We start from the raw sequence: 23,765 nt of genomic DNA, 5'->3' as shown, positions 1-23,765 counted from the left end.
AGGTGCCATTTATCCTAAAAACACTTGTAACTGTCTTTAATTATTCACAACTTTTTGTTGCTAGTTGGATTAAGTGGCCCTATAACAAGCTTCACCCCCAAAGCAATCGAGTAGGAGGTAATTGATTATTTCAATTACCGACCCCTCACACCACCGTACGTACGGATCCGTATACGGCGGTTCAATAATTTAAGTATTCTGAATAAGCTGGAGCGTCTTGGACAGATTTATCAATCCAAGTTGCTCTAGCTTTTCATTTGTATACGTATATTTCATTGTCTTACTATGAGCTGTCCTCCAATACCCTTTACGGGTATTGGCATTGGTTTTGGCCTGTTCTGGGGTCATTCCCATTTTTACTAATTGACGATATCGGGTCTTGACCTTCTTCCAACGTTTCCAAATCAATTGCCTTATGCGACTTCTAAGCCACCGGTCTAATTGCTGAATAAACGTCTTTAATTTACCAATTCCATAATATTGTAACCAGCCTCGCATTTTCTGACGAATTTCTTTCATCAATTGTTGCCAACTGATTCCACGGCTTCGACCTGTTATAACTTTAAGTGCCTGCTTAATTCGTCCTTTGACAATCCCGTGTGGGCGCGGGTACGCCCCATTTCGGTCAACGCCCAGTGTAAATCCTAGAAATTTTAATCTTAATGGTGACCCAACCGTTGTCTTCTTCTGGTTGACTGTCACTTTTAGGCTGTTTTCTAGAAATTTGGCAACATTCCTCAAGACTCGCTCGCCAGCACGCTTACTTTTGACATAAATGTTACAGTCGTCCGCATAGCGTACAAATTGGTGCCCTCGACTGACCAGTAATTTATCTAATTCATTCAGATAAATGTTGGCTAATAGTGGCGATAGGTTACCACCTTGCGGGGTGCCCTTCGTTGTCTTCTGGAATAACTGACCATTCATCACACCACTAGTTAGGAACCGCCGGACTAGATGTAATAGCCACGGGTCATGTATTTGCTGTTGAACAAAGTTCATTAGTAAATCATGATTCACCGTATCAAAGTAGGCTTTTAAGTCCAGGTCTACCACGTAGTGATAGCCCTGATTATAAAGGCTCGTGACCTTTTTGATGGCGTCATGTGCACTTCGTCCAGGCCTAAAGCCGTAGCTATTGTCGGAGAATACTTGCTCATAGATTGGTGACAAAACTTGGACTACCGCCTGTTGGACCATTCTGTCAATCACAGTCGGAACACCTAGCTTTCTGGTTGACCCATCTGGCTTTGGAATTTCAACACGCTTAACTGGTTTCGGGCAGTAAGTCTCGTTACGTAAACTCTCTAGGAGTTCGTCTCGGTGCTTGTAGATGTATTCAGATAGCTGGTCAACGGTCATACCATCGATACCGGCAGCTCCTTTGTTACATCTCACTCGTTTAAAAGCGAGATTAAGGTTACCTCTCGCAAGCACCAAGTCTACAAATGGAACACCATTCTGCACCGTACTTTCACCATCGGTAACACTATGCGCCCCAAGATACCCTTTGTCTTCCAGACTATCTATCCCTTGGCGGTCAGCTTGTTCTGTTTTCTGCAATCTTCGCATTACCAACACCTCCAATATCAGTGAGAATTATTATTGTTCGGTCCTTCGTCCACCAATCGGTGGACTACTATGACCTCGGCTGACTCCTGAAATACTCAGCTGACCATCACTGGCTAGGTTGCTCCTGTACACCATATCGGCGTTCTAGTCGGGAACTTGTAAATCAGGCCTCCCCGGGTAAGAATGATAGCTTTCGTACCATGCAACTGTTGGCTTTACTCTAATCATCCTCAAATAGTATCGGACTTCGGTATGTTTGGCGACCTCATCCAGATGATTCTAGCCTTATAGCCACTTCTTATTCATCAGTTCAGTACTTTGCTTTAGGCTTCCTTCAGATTCCACCTCACGATGGACACCCTTGCCCTCAGCTCGTGGTTCCGACTATTACGGCCCACAGCGGACTTTCACCGCCTAGTTATCACCCATGCCGGGCGCACCAAAAAAGTCGACCAGCGTCACGTTCACGTTGGTCGACTCGAATAGTTCCTTAACTTATTTTTCTTTGAATTTAACTTTTAACGACTTGGGGTTAACAATCCGCAAGCAGCGCCAGATTGCATAGCCAAAATTCATGATACTCAAAATCAGCATCAGTCGTGATTGTTTGGATTGCATTCGTTGTCACCTCATTGTTGACTTACTTCGTATTCTGCAACTGAATCATATCATAATAATAACCCCGTTGCTTTAATAAATCGTCATTCGTCCCGCGTTCAACGATTTTTCCTTGGTGTAAGACTAAGATCAAGTCGGCCTTTTGAATCGTTGATAACCGATGAGCAATCGCGATCGTGGTCCGGTTTTGTTGAATCCGATCTAGCCCCGTTTGAATCATCGCTTCGGTTTCGGTATCCACATTTGCCGTGGCTTCATCCAAGATCAAGATCTTGGGATCCGTCACAATCGTCCGGGCAAATGAAATCAATTGCCGTTGCCCAGATGAATAGCTGGCACCACGTTCAATGACCCGTGATTGATAGTTTTGGGGCAAATCATTAATAAACTCATCCGCCTTCACGAACTTGGCGGCCGCTTCAACCTGTTCATCCGAAATCCGATCATTAAACATCCGGATATTCGAATTGATATCACCATAGAACATAAACGGCTCTTGTAAGACTAAGCCGAGCTTTTGCCGCAATTCTTGCGCCGGATATTCGCGAATATCACGATCATCAATCAGGACTTCCCCTGACTGGAATTCATAGAAGCGCATCAACACATTGATCGTCGAAGTTTTGCCACTTCCAGTCTGACCAACTAGTGCCACCGTTTGACCCGGTTCAGCCACAAAGGATACATCATTTAACACCGGATGCACCCCGTCGTATGCAAAAGTCACATGCTTGAATTCAATCTTACCACGCGTAATGGTCGCCTTCGGATCGGCATGCTGGGCGGGTGCCATGGTGGTGTCATCCATGACCCGCAACACCCGTGAACCAGCAACGACCCCATCTTGAAAGTCTGACAAGTTATCCATCATTGAGGTCAGTGGATTGTAGAAATTATTCAAATACGTGATAAACGCATAGACGACCCCGGCAGCCACGTAGCCATTTAACCCGCGCACCCCAAAGATACCTAAAATCATCACCGTCCCCAGCGCATAGAACATGTTGATAATCGGACTCAGTAACAACGCGTTCGTCCGAATCATCGCTTGGCGCGTCTTAAAGTAAGCATCGTTAGTCTGGTCGAATTCACCATTAATCCGCCGTTCCTGCCGGAATTGTTGAATCACGCTGACGCCAGTAATCGCTTCGCTTAACTTCGTATTCAGTTCACTCAGCCGTTCCCGCATCCGCCGATAGACCCGCGAACTATAACGCTGATAGTACCAGATTGCTAAGCTTAAAAACGGCATAAAGACTAACAACCACAGCGCAATCGTATGATCCGTAAAGTACATTGCCAAAAATGACGAAATTACCGCAAAAAAGGCGGTAAATAACGTATTAAACAACGCCCAAAAGTTCGAAAATGACATTGTATCATTAGTTAATCGCGACAGAATTGAGCCGCCTGGAACTTGATCAAAGTAGCGCATGCCCATCCGGTGCAACTTACCAAACATCTGACGGCGGACATTTTCAAGCATGTACTCCGCACCCATCGTACTCGTAAAGTTCTGGAAGAATTGCATCAACGCTCGCGTCAACATCCCGAAGAAATACAACCCGGCAAAGTACCACATCACTGGCACCGTAGCATGTCCCGTTCGTAAGTAGTGATCGATAAAGGTTTGTAAGACTTTTGGCAGATAAATATTGACCAGACTAATGAGGCCAGACATGACAATAGTCGTGATAAAGAACCATTTAAACGGCTTCGCATATGGCAAGAGCCGACGAATCACCGTCAATTGCTCTTTAACGGGCATACTGCGCGCCCACACTGATTGACGTTCAGCCATTATTGCACCGCCCCTTCCACTTTAGTCTCAAGTTGTTGCCGGGTAAACATCTGCGCATACCAACCGTGCTGTTGCATCAATTCGGCGTGGGTTCCCCGTTCAACAATCTGGCCCGCCTCCAACACAATGATCTCATCGGCATTCATCACCGAACTTAGGCGATGAGCCGCAATGATAGTAGTCTTATCCGCACGTTCAGCTTTCAAGTTAGCCAAGATTTCTGCCTCAGTCTCGGCATCGACGGCAGACAACGCATCATCTAAAATCAGTAACTCAGGATTAATCAACAACGCCCGCGCAATTGCTAAGCGTTGACGCTGCCCACCAGATAAGGAGATCCCTTCTTCACCAACTTGGGTATCATAGCCAGCCGTCATTCCCGCAATCTGATCGCTCAAATCACTTTTAGCCGCGACAGCTTCGACAGTTGCTTGACTCACCGTGGGGTCGGCGAAACGAATATTTTCCCGAATCGTGTTGGAGAATAAGAAACTATCCTGGGGCACATACCCAATGGCCGGCAAGAAGCTATCCAACGCGTACGCTTTAATATCATGACCACCGTAACTAATCTGACCGTCATAGTTATCAAATTCTCGCAAAATCAATTTCATTACGGTGGATTTACCAGCCCCCACTCGGCCGACAATGCCGAGCGTCTGTCCAGCTTTTAATTGAAACTGGACATCACGCAAGCTAGTCCCCGCATCATTAGGATAATTAAATTGCTTAACTTGATAGTCGATGTCTCCCGTTGGACGTTGCGCTAGGCCGTGCTTTTGATCAACAATGGCACTTTTTTGCGTTAATAAATCCATGACCCGATCATATGACGCATTGCCTCGTTCCATCGTATTGAAGAGCATCCCAACCGCAAACATCGGCCAGACCATCATCCCTAAATACGTAATAAATGACACCAGATTACCGATCGTAATCACATGGTGGGTAACATACAAGCCACCCAACACAATTGTGGCTGCATATGAGACCGCAATAATAAATGTAATCGCAGGATCAAATAACGAGTCCAGAATATTCACGCGCCGATTAATCTTAATAGTTTGGTCAATCTGCTGATTAAAATCTTTGACGTCGGCTTTTTCTTGCCCCAACGCTTTAATCACTTTAATCCCACTAATGCTTTCCTGGGCTTTATTATTCAGCCGTGAAAAAGCCGCTTGTGACGCCCGAAAAGCGACGTGAATCTTTTGCCCCAAGTACCACGACACGACCGCTAACAGCGGAAAAGGTACCACCGCGATAATCGTTAATCGCCAATCAATCAACATCATCATCGCAATCAACGTTGTGCCACCCGTAATAATTGAATCGGCGAATTGTAAAATACCGCCACCGGCCACCCGTTCAATAGCTGTTAAATCATTCGTAGCGTGGGCCATTAAGTCCCCCGTCCGATACGTCTGATAGAAGGTCGCATCCATCTTCATAAAATGCCAAAACAACCGTTCTCGCAGTGTTCGTTCTAAGCCAGCTGCACCACCCCAAATGGCATTGCGCCATAAATAGCGGGTCAGATACTGACCAATCGCTGCGACCGCAATAATGGCTAAGTACACCGTTAACGAGCGCGCGGTCAACGTGTGCTGGTCGATGCCATCGACTACGTTCCCAATAATCCGGGGTGGCACAATTCCAATAATGGCCGTTAAAATGAGTCCAATCACCCCAGCTAAATATAATTTCCATTCCCGGCGAAAATACCAGCCAAGCTTTAAAAAGATACTCACGATGCACCTCCAAAATATTAATTAAATTTTAATTAAACAAGCACTAAGTTTATCATATTTTTTGTTTAAAGCTGGATATTTTGTTCTGTTAGCGCTCGTTCACTGCTAGTTAGCTTAAAACTGCTACTCTGGTTGGCCCATAATCGGCTGGAACGTGGTGGCCGCGTTTGGAAGCCAAAGAACGGTCTTCCAAGCCGGGCTTTATCTAAGTCGGAAAATCACCGACTAAGATAAACGACACCACTGAGCCAATTCTGGCCCGCCCGCCGTTAATTACTGGATACTTATAAATCAGCGTTGATTCATTCTAAGTTGTAAATTTAATTAATTGACTGATTATCGCGGAATAAAAAACACGCCATCCAGTTTTAGTCTGAATGACGTGTAAAAAACTAACGTTTATTTGCCAGCTTTCATCTGAATGGGTGCTTCAGCTGGTTCTTGCATATTGTGTTTCTTTAAGAAGACCATTGAGACCCAGAGCAAGCCCAATGCGACAATCGCGAATAACGCTAACATCGCGATTGATGACACGAACGTCCCGGTACCCCAGCCACCGGTCAATGATTCCCGGAATGCTAAGATGGAGTAAGTCAATGGCAAGTATGGATGAATGACATTGAAGAAATGGTTCGTGATTTCCATTGGGAAGGTCCCACCAGAACCACCTAATTGCAACATCAGTAAGACCATGGCCAAGAATCGACCTGGGTTATCCAATAGCATTGACAAGAACATGACAATGAACATCGACGCCAGCGCAATCATAATCGCCGTGGTGAAGTAACCAGCCATGCTGATTGGCTTCAAACCAACGATCAATAAGGCAACACATTCGATAATGGCCATCAAGATGGCAACCGGTACCCCAACTGCTAACTTGCTTAAGAACCATTCCGTAGCTGTTCCATCATCATCTGACATCCGCCGAATTGGATAAGCGAAGTTAAAGACGATTGCCCCAACGTAGAGCGCTAACGATAAGACATAAGGCGCTAACGCATGCCCATAGTTTGGTACATAACTATAGTTGGAATGCGTTAATTTTGAAGGCGTTGCGAACATTTGGGCATTCGCATTCTTCAATGGAGTGGCGTTAACCGTATCAGCCCCACTTTGTAAGGACTTGGCTAACGTGCCATTCCCATTCTTAAGCTTCTTAGTTCCGCTTAAGAGTTTTGGTGAGTTAGCATCCAGTTGATCAGCCCCGTCGGCCAGTTTTTGTACGCCGGAAACTAATTGACCAGTGCTCCCGTTTAAGGTTTGCAGCCCACCGTTTAATTGGCCCGCACCAGAATCGAGTTTTTGAACACCCGAAACTAAGGTTGGCACTTGACCATTTAAAGTAACTAAGCCGTTAGTGACTTGACCGGAACCATTAGTTACTTGTTTTGAACCAGCAAACAACTTTTGTACACCACTAACTAAGGTCGGTACTTGGCTGTTCATTGTAACTAACCCAGATGTCACTTGACCAGATCCCAAGGTTATCTTGTTAGAACCAACCGTAACTTGACTAGACCCGGCAAATAATTGTGACACTCCTGAAACTAATTTTGGTACATTCTCACCAATAGTTGAAAGACCATTTGCAAGTGTCTTAGTACCATCTTTCAATTCGGCTGAATTGCCAGTCAATTGTTGACTACCAGCAGTTAATTGACCAATGGCACTAACCAAAGTGGGCACTTGTCCATCTAATGACGTCAAGCCGGAACTCATTTGACTGGCACCACTATTCAAATCACTCGATTTACCGACTAATTGAGATGTCCCATTAGCTAAGCTCTTAGAACCGTCAGTTAAATCTGAAATACCGCTAATCATTGTTGGTGTTTGATCATTTAACAACTTAAGACCAGCATTTAAATCGGTGGCTCCGCTTTTGAGATTACCTAATCCATCTTCCAAATGCGCTGATCCATCACTTAATGCCTGTAGATTCGGTTCCAACGCAGTTAATTGATCACTTAACTGCTGAATACCCTCATTAATCCCTTTGGCTACCTCAACAGAAGTATTACTTTTACCACTAGCTATACTTGTTGTGGCTTGTTTCAAAGCAGTAACATCAGATTGAAGTGACTTAGCCGCATTTGCTGTATTATCAGTTGTTGTCGTTGTGGTACTACTATCTTGACTGGTACCTTTTAAAGAATTAACTACATCATCAACTTGTTTTTGAGTCAAACCATCCTTTTGAGCTACAGGTGCAATTTTGTTCCGGATTTCATCAGCACTAGTGCCTGCACTTTTAGTAATTGTTGTAGCCGCATCGTTGGTTGAAGCTAATTGATTGGTTTTGGCTTGCATATCACTAGTTAATTGTTGAATTTTAGATGTATTGGCATTCGCTGGAGTATTAGCAGATAATAGGGCAATTAAATTGTCCATATTACTCTTTAAGTCAGACACTTTTCCTTGTGCTAGTGGTAATTGAGCCCTTAAAGCTGCTGTCCCGCTTGCCACTGATTGACTTCCTGGTAATGCCTGATTAATTCCACCTAACAACGAGTTAGAACCCTCATACAATTGCTTTGAACTAGTAGTTAAGCCACTAGTTTCATTCTGCAACTTCGACAGTCCACCATAAACCTGATTAGCACCATCATTGGCTGTAGCTACACCACTAGTATATTGTGAAACACCATCAGCTAAACTTCGTGAACCATTCGTCAATTGCGTAACACCGCTGGAAAGTTCGCCAGTTTTACTGTTTAAAGTTTTTAAGCCGGTAGACAAGGTATACACACCATCAGTATAGGTCGTAATACCAACCGCCACAGCCTGTGACCCATCTGCTAGTTTAACAACACCATTTGACAAAATTTTTGATTGATTATTTAAGCTTCCTAACCCAGTAGTAACCTTTTTAGAGCCGCTAGTAACTTTTTTAGAACCATTAGTCACCTGACCGGAACCTTTAACTAGCTTATTGACACCACTTGCCAAAGTACCTGTCTTACCATTCAAAGTACTTAAACCATCAGTAACTCGCTTAGAACCACTCGTCACTTGACCAGAACCATCAGCTAACTTATTAACACCGCTCGCCAACGCCCCAGTACTACCGTTCAAAGTATCTAAGCCAGTCTTCAACGCACTGCTACCATCAACCAACTTCTTCATCCCAGCTGGCATCTGTTTAACCTTGGTATTTAGCTCAGTCGTTCCGTTCTTCAACGTATGGACACCGGTCGTGTAAGTCTTTAAGCCGGACTGTAAAACGACCGTCCCGTCTTTCAACTGACTAGCACCTTTAGCGGCTTTACTGAAACCTTCGCCAGCCGTCTTAACTTGCTTGAACATCGTGACCGCATAGGCTTTAGTCACGGCGGCCCGGACATTTTGATTCAACTGCGTGGCCCCCGCATCACTAATGACCTTAGCGATGTAGTTCAATGACGCATTGGTTGAATAATGTAACTTCATTCGTTGCGGATTTTTGCTCGTCACCGTCGTTGCGTGTTGCGAAAAATTGCTTGGAATCGTCACGACAGTATAATATTTGTGAGTTGCCATGCCTTGTTCCGCCTTATCAGCCGAAACAAAGTGCCATCCTAATTGATCATTTTTCTTTAAATTCTTAATTAATTCTTCCCCAACTGCGAACCGCTTTCCTTGATAGTTAATCGGTTTATCATTATTTACGACCGCAACTGGTAAGTTCTTTGTATCTCCATATGGATCCCAGACCGAAGTCAGGAAGAAGACACTGTACAAAAACGGAATCAATATCATGACTGATACTGAAATCCAAAGTATTTTACTATGACGAATTGCTCGCCATTCCCCGCTAATCATCTTCACAACATGGAACCTTCCTTCACCAAAAATAAATTATGTGTGCTGTTCAAGTGAGAAAAACGTCGCTAACGTTTTTTCGATTGCCGCTTGAATCTGCGGCGCCCCACCGTCGAGCCCTTCACTACTTAGCCATTGCACAATACTCGTAATCGCCCCGCTCACTAAGTAAGCCGTTAAATCCGGTTGCGACGCATTGCGCATCATCACGAAGACCCGATCATTCGCTCCCGCTTGTGCAATGGTCAAAAAACAATCATTAATCACGCGTTGCGAGCGATCATTGTCGCCTTCAGTATTTGTTACCAATAAATGCCGTAAAATCTGAGTATGCGTGCCAATAAAGCGCGCGATCACTCCCGAGCCAGCGGCATTAGTTTGTTCAGCCGCCAGCATTTCTTCAATTGCGCGCATCACCATTTGCGCTAGCAAGTCGAATTTATCGGTGTAATATCGATAAAAGCTACTGCGATGGATCAGCGCCTGCGCACAAATCTGTTCAACCGTAATTTGTGACATCGACCGCTGTTCCAATAATTGGTACATCGCGCGCTGCAAATCTAGCTCCGTGCGAATCGAAATTGTAACCACCCCTTTGGCCTCTTTTATTCATGCATTCGAATATTAGAATGAAATAGGCCTAAAACAACGCTGCTCTCGCGGCAACGATTTTAGTTCCCTAATGTAAATATGGTTTGAGCTTCAAATCTTCCCGTAATGTGTGGATCAGATGCTCGACTTTCGTTAGTGGACCATCGAACGTCACCCGATAATAGTTACGAGTACCTTGATGTTCAACACTCACAAAATGATGATCCTTTAGAGTCTTTAGTTGATGTGAGACCGCTGGCTGTGAAATTTGCATGATCTTAGTTAATTCCCCGACCGTTAACCCTTTAGCATGCTGGGTTAATTCAATCATAATCTGCTGGCGACGTTCATCAGCTAGTACTTCGAAAATCGGAATCGTATCCCGGAACTCTTGTAAAGCCGCTTCGTTTGGATTCATCTGGTTAGCCCCTTTCATTCTTATATTCTAATATTGGAATGAATCAATGGTAAACCATTTAAAAAATTTTTGCAACACCTTTTAAAAATTGTCTGATTCTAAAACACATTCAGTTTGTTGCGCTTCTGGCTTAATTAGAAAACGGTTACAATCAAGATGTTAAAGGAGGCGCAGTCTGATGAAACCCTTACGTCAAGCGTCCTTATTAATTAGATTATTATTACTAACTGGTTGCTGGATTTTAATTCAAGTCTTATTATTGCCGTTAGCCTTGCACCAGAATGATCTCGTCATGTTGTACTCAAGTATTGGATTACTCAGCTTAATCATTGGTGTGACCGGTTACGATAGTTACTGCGCCATCCACCATACTAACGCCGCCTGCTTTATTTTGATTGATTTACTGACCTTAGCATTGGCTGGTTGGCTGTTGTTTTTAATCTAAACGCCTTAGCATCCTGATTGGTAACGGACTGCCCCCGTTGCTGGTCGGGATTTTTTTGGTTGGTGGTTTTTACTGACTTGCCGAAACGTGTTCGGCACAGCTGGGGACTCCGCTTGCTACGCCAAGCCAAAAACTCGGACAAACCACCGAGTCATTGGCTTAGCTAGGCAATGCTCGACCCCAACCCGCTGTACCTCTCACGCTACAAAAAAAGCACCCAACCAATGGCTAGGTACTCAAAGGGTAATTGCATTCAAACGATAACTCGCAATGATCAAGTTGGGAGCCTGATCACCGTTATGGAAAAGTCACAGGTCGTTCTGGGAAGGATTAACCGATGACTCGATTCGTTTGGGTATAGCGCTACTTGTTAATAAATTTAAGAGAAAATAGCAATTAACGGCGGTTAAGCAACGCTATGAACCTAAGTATAACCGCTTTCACCACGGTTGCCAGTCTACTTAAATTAATTTGTCCTAAAATGCGACAAAAAATTAAAACTGTCGCGTTCCCTAATTGTCGCGCTTGGAAACGGTTAATGCTACAATTTGAGTGCATCATAAATTACGCTTTGGAGATGACCAACATGCAATCCCAACTCTATCCTTACTTTGCTTTTGAAAATGCAAAAGCTGCCATTGACTACTATCAACGGGTCTTTGGGGCCACTGATGTCTACCGTCTAAGTCCCAAGCCTGAACAAGCCCAGCAATTTGGCTTGCCGGCCGACGCTGACCTGAACAGTATGACGATGCACGGCGGCTTTACTATCTTAGGCACAAAAGTCGAATGTGCCGATGCGTTTCGGGGCACCCCGCAACCATCTGAACAAATCACCTTAATGATTGATATTAATAGCGAAGATGAGGCTAGCAACCAAGCGGCTGAAGACTTTTACCAACACCTCGTTGATTCCGGTGAAGTGACGATCAATATGCCATTTGCCGAACAATTCTGGGGTGGTAAAATGGGCCAATTCACCGATAAATTCGGCGTGAATTGGATGCTCCATACGTCACCTTGGTCAATCGCCGCTGATCATCAAAACGATTAAGCCCAAAAACGTGCCTGGCAAAATTGTCAGACACGCTTTGTTTATTTAGCATGATTATAGGCCTTTTTGACGTACTTATACCCATACTTAGCTAGTTCTTTTTCAACTTGTTTCGTCGTAGTTGGCCGCTTCGACGAATAACGATTACTCGTATTATTGCTAGTCGTCACTTTATCCGCTCCAGCGACTTGCATACTGGCATCGGCCTTACCGCGACCCGTAGCATAGTCAAAGCTAACGCCTGGTTCAACGTTCCAAATGTAAACATTGAAGTTGACACTACCATCGGTGGATACGGCTTGTGACCAATAGCCCCGTGGCATTAGTTCATTCCCCCGAAAGACGGTTGTCACCCGGTAGATGACCTTTTTACCTTGTTCCAACGCCGTTCGCACTTGATTTTCATAAATCTGCATCGTCTTTTGGTTAGAATAAGCGGTTTGTGTGGCTAAGTTCTTCGGATTGTCCAAGCTACCATCTTCACCAGCTTTATAGACCCCGGTGTTGGTTAAATTAAACGATAACGTATACGCAATTAAATGTCCGCGGTTCTGTGGATAGACCCGCTTACCGTTAACTTTAATTGGTTGATTATGCCAACCAGTCGGACTCCAAGTCTGTGCAGTTCGGCCAGCTGAACGCCCTAGATTAGCTTTACTCAAATAAGCCGTGTCCGTGGTCGTCCGATTCAAGCTATCAAGATTCCCATAATCGATCTTGGAATGCTTCCATAGACTCGCCTTCAACGTACTCTTACCGCTATTCACCTTAATTGCAGCCGCACTGCCAGATTTATAATCCTGCTTAGCTAACGCCGCATAAGTTCCTTTCACATTCCCAGCAGTCGCCGTGGTGTCGCTACTGCTAGTCGTACTCGAACCACTATCACTCGTCAATTGGTCTAAACTACTGCAGCCGCCGAGCAACAGCGCTAAACTCAAAATCCCCATTAAGGTCGCTGATCGTAACCATTTCATCAAATTCATTCCGCCCCATCTTTTTAGATTGTGACTCTATCATACCGTATTTCGGCCAGGGGAACAAACGTTTTTGAAGTCAAATTTCATTGACGTCGGTTAAGCCAGTCAGACCGTAAGATACCATACTTAACTGAGTCATAATATTGACCTTGCCAATAACGGACTTGCGGTATTCGACCTTCTAAGTTCAAACCAATCGCTGTCGCCAGATGCATCATCCGCTGATTGCCCGACCAAGTGGTTAACCCAATATGTGGCAAGGCTGTCACGTCGTTAAATAAATGATCCAACCATTGCGATAACGCCTGGCGACCAATATGTTGGCCCCAACGCTGGTTATCAAAAATTAGGATTCCCACTTCTAGCCACCGCTCCAAGTCCCCATCCACAAAGTGATAATTGACACTACCGACGATGGCTTCATCCACGGTAATGACCCAGTTACGCTGATCCGTCAGCCAATCATGCGGTCCAATTAAACTGTTAAAGACGATCTGACTCGGCAACGTGTCATGAAAGTAAGGCCCGTTCCATTTAAGCCACTCCGCATCAGGATGACTAAAACCGATCTGCCAGAGTTCATCTAGTTCCGTTGGCCTGACGGGTCGAATCTTGACCGTCGTCATGGCAAGACCACCACTTTGCCCAAGCTATGGCCGCTTTCCAGGTATTCATGGGCGGCTTGCACGCCATCTAAATCAAAAACTTTAGTTGGCGTTACATCAACATGGCGATCAGCAATTAGCGCCAATAGGTCATCTAACTGTGACTGCACCACTTCACCGGAGTAAAAGGCTGTTAAGTAACCGTCATTTGGAATCTGCATAATCGGATCAAATTGATCTAATGTCCAGACGCCACCTAATTCGCCAGTTGAACTCACGATGCCAAAATGACGCAAAAATTGTAATGAATCGGGGACTGTGGCAGGACCAATCAGATCCAAAATACGATCAAACCGTTGATCAGTCTGCAGTTGGCCATCGATATCACCAATGACATCATCGTAACCGATTGCCTGTAATTCAGACCGTTTAGCCACATTACGGGTACTGCCAAACACTTGAATATCTGGCTGCATGGCATGGGCTAACTTGACGGCCATCACGCCGACCCCACTCGTACCACCACGAATCAAGAGTTTTTGTTGTGGCTGTAATTGTAACCCTAATAAAGCCCCATACGCGGTATAACCGGTTTCCGGAATGGCTGCTAAATCCGCCCAGTTTAGCTCACTATGAATGGGATACAGTTGATCATTTGGTAGCAATGCATATTCCGCATAACTGCCATCAAATGCTCGACCCATTTCGCCCATAATTGACATGGCTTGCTGACCAACCGGCAAGCGAGTTGCATCGGTCGTCGCCGCAATCTCACCCACGGCTTCAATGCCCAAGATACGTGGAAATTGAACACTTGGTGATTTGCCTTCACGCGTAAAAATTTCAGAATGATTAATGCCAAAACCGCGCACTTTTAATAATGACCAGCCGGGCTTAACGCTCGGGGTTGGTACGTCACTCACCGCTAAGACGGCTGGACCACCTGGTTGTTGCACTTTTATTGCTCGCATTGCTTATTTGCCTCCGTTTAAAGTCAAGTATAGTAAAAGACCGCCCTAGCAACAACTAAAGCGGTCAACTAAATTTAATTAAGATGATGACTTAAACTAGACATTTTCAAACTAAAGTGATGATGCGCGTGTGGTTTGCGGAACCAGAAGATATTAACTGCTAAACCGATGATTAGTAAAACTAACGCTAAGCCCATAATATGATGCAAGCCAGTGTGCAAGATTGTCCGCATCGCTGGAATAAGCTGCGCTGGCAACCGTTTTGCACTGTTCGCGTCACTCAATTCATTCAACATATTCATTGTAATCTTGCCATGCGATTGGGCCACGCCGGACGTTAGTGATTGGTTTAAAACCACACTATAGATTGAAGACATAAATGTCTGACCGAGCATCCGGACTAACAAGCTAAACGAGGTCGCAATCGGCACATCGCGATGCGCTGCTTGTTGTTGCACGCTGACTTGCAAGACGGTAAAGCAAATCCCAATCCCGCAGCCTTGAAATGCTCCAGCTAACAATAAGAACCAATAACTCGTCCGTAAGCCGGCGACTGCCAGTAACCCACAGGCAATCAACATGCCGGCGAAACCAATCATGACCATCGTCCGCGTCGACCATTTTTGCTCGTGATTAGAACTCCACTGAGCGCCTAAGAAGTTCGTTACTGACCCAGGAATCTGAGTGACACCACCAATAACCGCCGTGGTTCCCAATAATCCTTGCGCCCACATTGGCACATAGACATTGAACCCCACGAAAAAGCCATAAATCAAAAAGAACATGACAAATGACGCCACTAAATAACGATTTTTAAACAACCGACTTGGAATAATCGGGTCAACCGCCCGATGCTCAACGGCCATTAAGCCGGCTAATAAGGCCAAAGCTAAGGCCAAGATCAACCCTACCCCAATGATTGGTAACTTACCAATCATTTCAATGCCGACTAGCAGACTGACCAACCCGCTCGTTAACAAAGCCGCACCCAGGTAGTCCACTTTTGACGCTGTTTTGGTAATTTTAGGTGCTTGATATAACGCTTGAATAATGGCAATCGACGCCAAGCCAATCGGCACATTGATATAAAATACCCAATGCCAGCCAAGATTATCAACAATAAAGCCGCCGACTAACGGACCAATAATGGCGGCAGTACTAAAACTAGCGGTGACGTAGCCAAAGACCTTCCCGCGCTTAATCGGATCGTGGTAGATCTCAGCATAGATAATATATGGAATAGCGGTCATTCCGCCACTCCCGATCCCCATAACCGTCCGGGCAATAATCAAGAAAATAATATTGGGCGCTAGACCTTCTAGCAACGCCCCAATCACAAAAATCGTGGTCGAAATCTGATAGGCCTGCTTATTGCCAATGCGTTCGCCCAACTTACTCCATAACGGCGTGGTTACCGCACCGCCTAATAAGAAGACGGCCACGATCCACCCCATCAATTGAATCCCATGCAGATCACTAATGATTGCAGGTAGCGCGGTACTAATAATCGTACTATCTAGCCCATTCATCGCGTTCGATAACAACAACGCAACTGTCACAATCATCACAACTTTTTTCGACACCACTAACTTCCTCTCTACACTTTTCTATGTATTTTCCACTCATGTATCACTTAAATTGCCGCTACGGTTGGTCTGAATTGATGCTGGAACGTGGTGGCCGCGTTTGGAAGCCAAAGGTCGGTCTTCCAAGCCGGGCTTTGACTAAGGACGAGAAGTTCACTCGACCTTAGTCAAACGACACCACTGAGCATCATCCAGCCCGTCCTTCGCTAAATAACTGACTCATTATTTTTCTGGTCCCGTCAAAATTAATTTGTACTCTAACCAAATAGCTAAAGTGACCGGTTACTATTCATAAACACCTGTTAATCAACGCCGGGCGGGCCAGAATTGGCTCAGTGGTGTCGTTTATCTTGGTCGTGGGTTCCGACCTAGATAAAGCCCGGCTTATGAGACCGCACTTTGGCTCATAAACGCGGCCACCACGTTCCAGCCGATTCTGGCCCAACCAGAGTGACACCCTCCTCACGCTAATTTTTATTTTAGAATAAGTTTTTCGTGCACTTCTAAGATTACACTATTTTCAGGAATCACACCACGCTATTTTCTGAAAAATCGGCACAAAAAAAGCCACCATGCCGAAACATCGTGGCCAATTTTCTTGAGGTTCACACATTTAAAGTATTTAGGTTAGGGTTGGTGCATTATCGCCAAATAAGCGTTACTCAATTGACAATGACCATAGTATAGGCGCGAGTTATGAAAAAAGTGTGACGGTTTTCAGTTAAAACCATGATTTACCCAGCATCGGCTTGACGATTTGCTTGCCAGTCCGACTTCATTAAATGATAAGCCAGCACGCGTACCGTCTCACCACTATCCAGGGTAAATGTCTCAAGCTCACCTTGATCATGCATGCCCATCTTAGCCATCACCCGGCCAGAATTAGGATTGGCATCCGCATAGTGCGCTTGTAGCTCATCAAAGCCCAGCGTTTCAAACCCATACGCCATCATCGCCCGACCAGCTTCAGCCACATAGCCATGGCCCCATGCACTGGGACTCAAGGCATAAGTTAAAATTCCAGTCGTTTCTTCCGGGTGAAATTCATAGAAGCCAATCAACTGATGATCGCTTTTAGTCTCAATACCAAAGGTCGTCGCTACATCAGTCAAGAAGTGGGTTTTAAAGCTGTCGTCAAAATCAGCGGGCGTCTTTAATGCGCGGTAACGCAAATACGCAACAACTCGCGGGTCTAGCAACATCGCCTGCAACGCATCATGGTCACTAGGACGTATCGGTCGAATACTTAGTCGTTCTGTCAAAATTGGTTGCATGTTTATGACATCTCCAAATTACGGTTTAATTGTTTTAGTATACGACCTGACCGTCATTTTTCAATTCATAAGTTCTAAACACCAATCGTGGTATGGAACAGCGCCCCCAAAGCAAACGTTACCACCGTTGTGAGTAAACCGACGATAATATTACGCAACATCGTCTGCTTGGTCGACATTGTCTGCGAATGTGAGCTGACTAGCCCGTTCAACGCTAAAGCAATCACCATCGCAATCAATGTGCCTAGTTCTTTATATGGATTTGGAATTAACGTCATCGCTAACAATGGAATCAGTGCCCCCGCAATAAACGACAAGAACGATGTCGCCGCCGCATGCCACGGGTTTAAATAATGACCAACTTTAATCTGATACGTATCGGCGACCTCGTCATTGACCTGCGTTTGAATATTGACTTGCGCCATTAATTCATCGGCGACCGTTTCAGCAGTCTTTTTGCTCAATCCTTTTTTTAAATAAGTCGTCACAATATGTTGCCGCGACATTGCGGGCGTGGCAGCCGTTTCACTCAAAACTTTTTTTACCGTATTCTTTTGAATATCGTGTTGGGCACTGACCGAAATATATTCACCACCAGCCATTGAACAAGCACCAGCTAACATGCCAGCGACACCAGAGACTAAGAGATAATTACTCGAAAAGTTAGCCCCCATCGCTCCCAATACAATCCCAGAGACCGAAATAATACCATCATTGGCGCCTAAAATACCGGCCCGAATAATGTTTAACCGATCCGCTAACATGGTGTGTTTAAAATATGCTCGTAATGAAAATTCCATCAGTATCCGCTCCCCTGGCTACCAGCCATTAATTCGAACTTTAATGCCGTGTTGCTCAATATGCTGCTTATAATCAACTAAATCTTCTGCTTGTAACTGTTTAACATCTTCCAGTTCATATTTCCGACCTAAATCTTGATACTTCTTCAAACCAAATTGGTGAAATGGGAGTAATTCAACTTCCGGTACCCCAAGCTTTACAAACAACTCGCCAAAATGATCCGCGTCGGCTAACGTATAGTTAAATCCTGGAATGACCGGAATCCGCACCATCATTGTCTTATGGGCTTTGACAGCGGTTTCTAAATTCTTCAAAATAACCGTGTTATCAGCACCCGTCCCCGCCCGGTGTTGATTGCGGTCCCATTGCTTACAATCATAGTACATAAAGTCCATGTATGACATAAATTCTTTAAATAATTTTGGCGTGGTATACCCAGTCGTCTCACAAGCCAGATGAATGCCAGCTTTTTTAATGGCTTTAGCGAGTTCAATGGCAAATGGCGCTTGAAATAACACTTCACCACCGGAAAAAGTCACCCCGCCACCAGATTCTTCATAGAAATCGCGATCTTGTAAAATCACTTTCATAATTTCATCCACCGTCATGTAGTCGCCGACGATAGTTTCTTTAGCCGTTTGTTCGTCATACATTGATTCTTGTACGCCCGATTGCGACTCAGGATTCGAGCACCATTTGCACCGCAATGGACAACCTTTGAAGAAGACCACCGTTCGAATACCCGGGCCATCATTGATACTGAATTTTTGAATATTGAAGACGAGCCCTTTCAGCGGTGTCGTCGTTGTGGTTACTGTTGCCATTTTGGTCACTCCTTATTGTCATTGATTGACTCTATCCTAACGCACTTGTTATCAAACGTAAATAGTTGTTCTTTCGAAAGAAAGTAATCATGATTCGTTTACGGTACGAACCGTGCTATAATGAAAGCAACAGGATGGTGAGACTAATGAACAAACGTAACGAACAACTCCTCCAAATCGTCAACCAACGAAAAAAAATCGAAGTTAATGAGCTCGCTGATCTACTGCAAGTCTCGAAAGTCACGATTCGTAAGGACTTGACCCAGTTAGAAGACCGCGGTTTACTACAACGGCAACACGGCTTTGCCATTATCAATAATCCGAACGACTTGAAGTTCCGGTTAGCCCAGAATTATGACGTCAAACGCCAAATCGCCCAAGCGGCCGCCGCAACGGTTCAGGATAACGAAACCATCATGATTGAATCCGGCTCAACTTGTGCGCTGATGGCCGAAGAACTCGCGAAAGCCAACCAACACGTCACAATTATCACCATTTCATTTTTCATTGCAAATTATGTGCGCGACTACCCCAATATTCGCGTCAACGTCTTAGGCGGCGAATACCAGCCAGACTCACAAGTGGCGGTCGGTCCATTGACCAAAGCCATGCTGGCGAACTTCCACACTGACAAGCTATTTGTCGGGACGGATGGCTTCGACGCACACTTTGGCTTCTATAGTAATGACATTATGCGGGCCGATACCGTACAGGCCATGGCGGACAACGCTGACAACACGATTATCTTGACCGATTCGAGCAAATTCGATGCGAAAAGTACCGTGCGCCAACTCAGTTTAGATCAGGTCAACACGGTCATTACCGATACTGATATTTCGACCACCCTACAACAACGACTAATTAGCCATGATATTCGGACCCAATTAGTCGAGACCCACGCTTAGGATTAACGTCCTAAGCGTTTTTTATTCAACGCTTACTTAGCAAACGGTATACTGATGGAAAGGATGTGCCAATATGCAAACAACCAGCTATACTGACTTCCGACAAAATCTTAAGTCTTACATGCACCAAGTAAACAATACCCCTAAACCGCCAACCGTAACCAGCCCAAATTCAACAACAATATTGTCGTTCTCTCAGTAGATACCTATGAATCAATTATGGAAACTCTCGCAATCATGTCCAACACAAAACTAATGGAACGGATCAAAGAAAGCGACTGGCAACTCACACAACGTGGTTTTAAACAGCACAAGCTATTAATCAATATGCATAATGAGCATTAGCCAATCACGACCACGCTTAGGATTAACGTCCTAGGCGTTTTTTAGTCTCCTCAATACGCTTGGTGCTAGTTGAAATTGCCGCCTGCCGGTTGGATTCTAAAATGCTGGAACGCCGTGGGTCATTTTGAAGCCAAACAATGATCTTCAAAACTGGCCTAAGCCCGAGTAAACCACTCGCACTAAGGCCAACGACACGGCTGAGCATTTTAGAATCCAACGGTTCGGCTAAATAACTGAACTTAAAATAATCAATCGTTAACTTTTAAATTCCCGTTAATTAACGACGGGCGGCCCAGAATTGGCTCAGTGGTGTCGTTTATCTTAGTCGTGGTTTTCGGCTTAGATAAAGCCCGGCTTGCGAGACCGATTTTTGGCTCGCAAACATGGCCACCACGTTCCAGCCGATTCTGAGCCAACCAGAGTGGCAATTTAATCCAACTAACACCACGCATTCTCACTGTTAGTTAGTTGCACATCCGTGCATTTTAAAAGAACTTTGCTTGAGAATCCTGGTTTTACTTGAAAGCGCTTGACGTCATCGGTAGGCATGTTATGATTAGTTACGTAAGAAAGATAAATTAGTTTCGAACAACAGGAGGAACGTATTATGACAGCGACACTTACCCAAAATAAAACCACTACAACTAAAACCGAGAATCACTTTGGCAAACTAACCCCAATGATGGACCGGTTCCGTGACAGTATTATTGATGCTAAGCCGTACGTTGACCCTGAACGAGCCATCCTCACGACCGAAACTTACAAAGCCCATCAAGATGAACAAGTCGATATTTTACGGGCTAAGATGCTTGAAAACGTCCTCGCCAAGATGAGTATCTTTATCGAAGACGATACCCTGTTAGCCGGGAACCAGGCGCGGCAAAACCGCTGGGCCCCTGTCTTCCCAGAATATTCAATGAACTGGGTCATCGACGAACTCGATACTTTTGAAAAACGCCCTGGCGATGTCTTCTATATTACGGAAGACTCTAAAAAAGAACTTCGCGAAATTGCGCCATTCTGGAAGCACAATACTTTGGAAGATCGTGGCTATCAGTCATTTCCAGAAGCCAGCCGAATCTTCTACGACCTCGGCGTAATTGGCGCTGACGGGAACATTACTTCTGGTGATGGGCACATTGCCGTTGACTACAAGAACGTCGTCAACAAAGGCTTAAAATGGTACGAAGACCGCATCAAAGCTGCATTAGCTGACTTAGACTTAACCGACTTTCCTAGTCAAAAGAAGTACTACTTCTACAAAGCCGGCTTAATTGTCATCGACGCCATTCATAACTTTGCTAAGCGTTATGCCGCATTAGCTGCTAAGCAAGCTGCTAGTGCCACTAATCCAGCTCGTAAAGCGCAACTTGAAAAGATGTCTCAAATCTTAACTAAAGTTCCTTATGAACCAGCCGATACGTTCTATGAAGCCATTCAAGCTGTCTGGTTAGTTCATCTGACTTTACAGATTGAATCCAATGGTCACTCCGTCTCATACGGCCGCTTGGACCAATACTTGGATCCATTTTACGAACATGACTTAAAGACTGGTGAGATTGATGCTGATCATGCCACGGAACTCTTAACCAACTTATGTCTGAAGACCTTAACCATCAACAAGGTTCGGTCATGGCAACATACGGAATTCTCAGCCGGCAGTCCCCTTTACCAAAACATTACCATTGGTGGTCAAACCCCTGATGGCAAGGACGCCGTTAATCCAATGAGCTACTTGATCTTACGGGCGATCGCACAAGCCCACTTGCCACAACCTAACTTAACCGTTCGTTACCATAAAGGCTTAAGCGATAAGTTCATGCGGGAATGTGTCGAAGTTATTAAGCAAGGCTTAGGGATGCCCGCCTTCAACAACGACGAAGTTATCATTCCATCCTTTATGCGGCGTGGCGTTAAAAAAGAAGATGCTTATAATTACAGTGCGATTGGCTGTGTTGAAACGGCGATTCCTGGTAAATGGGGCTATCGTTGTACCGGGATGAGCTTTATCAACTTCCCACGAGTGCTCTTAATCGTAATGAACGGCGGGATTGATCCAGAATCTGGCAAACGATTATTACCGGACTACGGCAAGTTCACCGACATGACCTCATTCGACCAATTGATGGCTGCTTGGGACAAAGCTTTACGCGAAATGACGCGTCAAAGTGTCATTATTGAAAACAGCTGTGACCTAGCTTTGGAACAAAACTATCCTGATATTCTCTGCTCCGTCTTAACGGATGACTGCATCGGCCGTGGCAAGACTATTAAAGAAGGCGGCGCCGTTTACGACTTCATTAGTGGCTTACAAGTTGGGATTGCCAACTTAGCCGACTCCTTAGCGGCTGTTAAGAAGTTAGTCTTTGAAGAAAAACAGCTCACGACGCAACAGTTATGGGCGGCTTTAAAGTCCGACTTTGCTGGTGAAGATGGTGAAAAGATTCGTCAGCTGTTAATCAATGACGCTCCGAAATATGGGAACGATGACGATTATGTGGATGACTTAATCGTAGATGCTTATCAGCCCTACATTGACGAAATCGCTAAATACAAGAATACCCGTTACGGTCGTGGGCCAATCGGTGGCTTGCGTTACGCTGGGACGTCATCAATTTCCGCTAACGTTGGTCAAGGTCACAGTACTTTGGCCACTCCAGATGGCCGGCATGCCCGGACACCGCTAGCTGAAGGCTGCTCACCAGAACATTCCATGGATGCTGATGGACCAACGGCGGTCTTCAAATCCGTTTCCAAGCTACACACAGAAGATATTACTGGTGGTGTGCTCTTAAACCAAAAGATGTCGCCCCAAATCTTACGTAACGATGAAAGTTGCATGAAGTTAGTCGCCCTCTTACGGACCTTCTTCAACCGACTACATGGTTATCACGTTCAATACAACATTGTCTCCCGTGATACCTTAGTCGATGCCCAGAATCACCCAGCTAAACACCGGGACTTAATCGTTCGAGTCGCTGGCTACTCCGCTTTCTTCGTGGGCTTATCGAAAGAAACCCAAGATGATATTATCGAACGGACGGAACAATCCCTTTAAAACAATCTAGTTTAAAAGCGTCTTAGCAGATTTTGCTAAGGCGCTTTTGGTTTACTTATGCAAGATTGACGACGTTTGGGGCCAGTTGAAATTGCCGCCTGCTGGTTGATTCCTAAAACGCTGGCACGCCATGGATCATTTTGAAGCCAAATCTCGGTCTGCTGACCTTGGCCTAAGCCACTTGCACTAAGACCAATGGCATGGCTGAGCATTTTAAGACCCAACGGCTCGGCTAAATGACTGAACTGAAAATAATCAATCATTAATTTTTTAATATCTGTTAGTTAACGGCGGGCGGGCCAGAATTGGCTCAGTGGTGTCGTTTGACTTAGCCGGTGATTTTTCCGGGTTAGTCAAAGCCC

Annotated in this window: 18 protein-coding genes; 4 read left to right on the top strand and 14 right to left on the bottom strand. The window is 45.0% G+C overall.

The genetic code is table 11. The features are described 5' to 3' along the window. Positions 1-189 precede the first annotated feature (189 nt). From ltrA to FFM80_RS12850, 7 genes are all read right to left on the bottom strand, one after another. Positions 190-1,572: a group II intron reverse transcriptase/maturase gene (ltrA, locus tag FFM80_RS12875; RefSeq protein WP_137641168.1), complete on the bottom strand. Its 1,383-nt coding sequence runs from the start codon at positions 1,570-1,572 to the stop codon at positions 190-192. A 495-nt stretch (positions 1,573-2,067) separates the two neighbouring features. Beyond that, positions 2,068-2,190: a hypothetical protein gene (locus FFM80_RS14740; protein WP_263390498.1), complete on the bottom strand. Its 123-nt coding sequence runs from the start codon at positions 2,188-2,190 to the stop codon at positions 2,068-2,070. A 22-nt stretch (positions 2,191-2,212) separates the two neighbouring features. Further along, positions 2,213-3,991: an ABC transporter ATP-binding protein gene (locus FFM80_RS12870; RefSeq protein WP_137641167.1), complete on the bottom strand. Its 1,779-nt coding sequence runs from the start codon at positions 3,989-3,991 to the stop codon at positions 2,213-2,215. Continuing rightward, positions 3,991-5,742 carry an ABC transporter ATP-binding protein gene (locus FFM80_RS12865; RefSeq protein ID WP_137641166.1) on the bottom strand — a complete coding sequence of 584 codons (1,752 nt, stop codon included), beginning with the start codon at positions 5,740-5,742 and terminating at the stop codon, positions 3,991-3,993. Before FFM80_RS12865 ends, FFM80_RS12870 begins: the two co-directional genes overlap by 1 nt. A 399-nt stretch (positions 5,743-6,141) precedes the next feature. Then, positions 6,142-9,546: a YhgE/Pip family protein gene (locus FFM80_RS12860; protein ID WP_223877367.1), complete on the bottom strand. Its 3,405-nt coding sequence runs from the start codon at positions 9,544-9,546 to the stop codon at positions 6,142-6,144. A 36-nt stretch (positions 9,547-9,582) separates the two neighbouring features. Beyond that, a complete protein-coding gene (locus FFM80_RS12855) occupies positions 9,583-10,137 on the bottom strand; it encodes a TetR/AcrR family transcriptional regulator (RefSeq protein WP_223877366.1) in 555 nt (184 codons plus the stop codon). An 88-nt stretch (positions 10,138-10,225) separates the two neighbouring features. After that, positions 10,226-10,555 carry an ArsR/SmtB family transcription factor gene (locus FFM80_RS12850; RefSeq protein ID WP_137634953.1) on the bottom strand — a complete coding sequence of 110 codons (330 nt, stop codon included), beginning with the start codon at positions 10,553-10,555 and terminating at the stop codon, positions 10,226-10,228. Positions 10,556-10,733: 178 nt separating this feature from the next. Here FFM80_RS12850 and FFM80_RS12845 point away from each other — a divergent pair, with 178 nt between their 5' ends. Together FFM80_RS12845 and FFM80_RS12840 are read left to right on the top strand one after the other, a co-directional pair. Beyond that, on the top strand, positions 10,734-11,000 hold the full coding sequence (locus FFM80_RS12845; RefSeq protein ID WP_137641164.1) for a hypothetical protein: 267 nt from the start codon (positions 10,734-10,736) through the stop codon (positions 10,998-11,000). A 586-nt stretch (positions 11,001-11,586) separates the two neighbouring features. After that, positions 11,587-12,054 carry a VOC family protein gene (locus FFM80_RS12840; RefSeq protein WP_137641163.1) on the top strand — a complete coding sequence of 156 codons (468 nt, stop codon included), beginning with the start codon at positions 11,587-11,589 and terminating at the stop codon, positions 12,052-12,054. 41 nt (positions 12,055-12,095) lie between these two features. Here FFM80_RS12840 and FFM80_RS12835 read toward each other — a convergent pair whose 3' ends face one another. From FFM80_RS12835 to FFM80_RS12805, 7 genes are all read right to left on the bottom strand, one after another. Further along, on the bottom strand, positions 12,096-13,031 hold the full coding sequence (locus FFM80_RS12835; protein ID WP_379853061.1) for a DNA/RNA non-specific endonuclease: 936 nt from the start codon (positions 13,029-13,031) through the stop codon (positions 12,096-12,098). Between the two features lie 86 nt (positions 13,032-13,117). Beyond that, positions 13,118-13,660: a GNAT family N-acetyltransferase gene (locus tag FFM80_RS12830; protein ID WP_137641161.1), complete on the bottom strand. Its 543-nt coding sequence runs from the start codon at positions 13,658-13,660 to the stop codon at positions 13,118-13,120. Further along, entirely contained in the window at positions 13,657-14,610 is a 954-nt protein-coding gene (locus FFM80_RS12825; RefSeq protein WP_137641160.1) for a zinc-binding dehydrogenase, read from the bottom strand. Before FFM80_RS12825 ends, FFM80_RS12830 begins: the two co-directional genes overlap by 4 nt. A gap of 74 nt (positions 14,611-14,684) precedes the next feature. Further along, positions 14,685-16,193 (bottom strand): MFS transporter, encoded by a 1,509-nt coding sequence (locus tag FFM80_RS12820; protein WP_137641159.1) that lies wholly within the window; start codon positions 16,191-16,193, stop codon positions 14,685-14,687. Between the two features lie 737 nt (positions 16,194-16,930). Then, positions 16,931-17,470 carry a GNAT family N-acetyltransferase gene (locus FFM80_RS12815; RefSeq protein WP_137641158.1) on the bottom strand — a complete coding sequence of 180 codons (540 nt, stop codon included), beginning with the start codon at positions 17,468-17,470 and terminating at the stop codon, positions 16,931-16,933. 74 nt (positions 17,471-17,544) lie between these two features. After that, positions 17,545-18,270: a VIT1/CCC1 transporter family protein gene (locus FFM80_RS12810; protein WP_137641157.1), complete on the bottom strand. Its 726-nt coding sequence runs from the start codon at positions 18,268-18,270 to the stop codon at positions 17,545-17,547. 18 nt (positions 18,271-18,288) lie between these two features. Beyond that, positions 18,289-19,095, bottom strand: coding sequence for a glycyl-radical enzyme activating protein (locus FFM80_RS12805; protein ID WP_137641156.1), 807 nt, complete (start codon positions 19,093-19,095; stop codon positions 18,289-18,291). Between the two features lie 146 nt (positions 19,096-19,241). Between FFM80_RS12805 and FFM80_RS12800 the strand changes: the two genes are divergently transcribed. Both FFM80_RS12800 and FFM80_RS12790 read left to right on the top strand, forming a co-directional pair. Further along, on the top strand, positions 19,242-20,000 hold the full coding sequence (locus FFM80_RS12800) for a DeoR/GlpR family DNA-binding transcription regulator (protein WP_137641155.1): 759 nt from the start codon (positions 19,242-19,244) through the stop codon (positions 19,998-20,000). A 952-nt stretch (positions 20,001-20,952) separates the two neighbouring features. Continuing rightward, positions 20,953-23,403 (top strand): glycyl radical protein, encoded by a 2,451-nt coding sequence (locus FFM80_RS12790; protein WP_137641153.1) that lies wholly within the window; start codon positions 20,953-20,955, stop codon positions 23,401-23,403. The last annotated feature ends 362 nt before the right edge of the window (positions 23,404-23,765 follow it).

It is taken from the genome of Lactiplantibacillus dongliensis (assembly GCF_005405105.1).
GTDB classification, from domain to species: Bacteria; Bacillota; Bacilli; order Lactobacillales; family Lactobacillaceae; genus Lactiplantibacillus; species Lactiplantibacillus dongliensis.
The sequence above is the reverse complement of the archived record's forward strand: the minus strand, read 5'-3'. Positions and strand labels throughout refer to the sequence as shown.